At 40.6% G+C, this 340-nt stretch carries 1 protein-coding gene; it reads right to left on the bottom strand.

Going from position 1 to position 340, the window contains the following annotated elements:
* On the bottom strand, positions 1-340 hold a 340-nt coding region (locus D0T85_RS22045), incomplete at both ends, for a hypothetical protein (RefSeq protein WP_163215670.1).

Raw genomic sequence — 340 nt, 5'->3', positions numbered from 1 at the left:
GTGGCGAGTCCATTTCTATCTTCATCTCCTGCGAAGTGTTGGGCGAAACAAGAGCCTGCGAACTCAATAATACGGGTGGATTAGGATTGCGGATTTCTATATCAATGCTTTCCGTTGATACTTCGCCTCCGCTTGTTGCTTTTATACTTATCTTCTCGTATCCTGTTTTCTTGGCAGCTTTCAGTTTGAAATAGACAATCTGGTCGCCTTTTTCGGCAAAAGTTATGGTCTTAGATGTTCCGTCAACCGGTTGAAGAAGTCCTGTCGATTGAATGTTTACAGTAACATTCTTTATATTATCTTTTGTTACAAATACATTCACCGGCAATAAGATATCCTC

It is taken from the genome of Bacteroides sp. 519 (assembly GCF_010500955.1).
Lineage (GTDB): Bacteria > Bacteroidota > Bacteroidia > Bacteroidales > Bacteroidaceae > Bacteroides.
The sequence above is the reverse complement of the archived record's forward strand: the minus strand, read 5'-3'. Positions and strand labels throughout refer to the sequence as shown.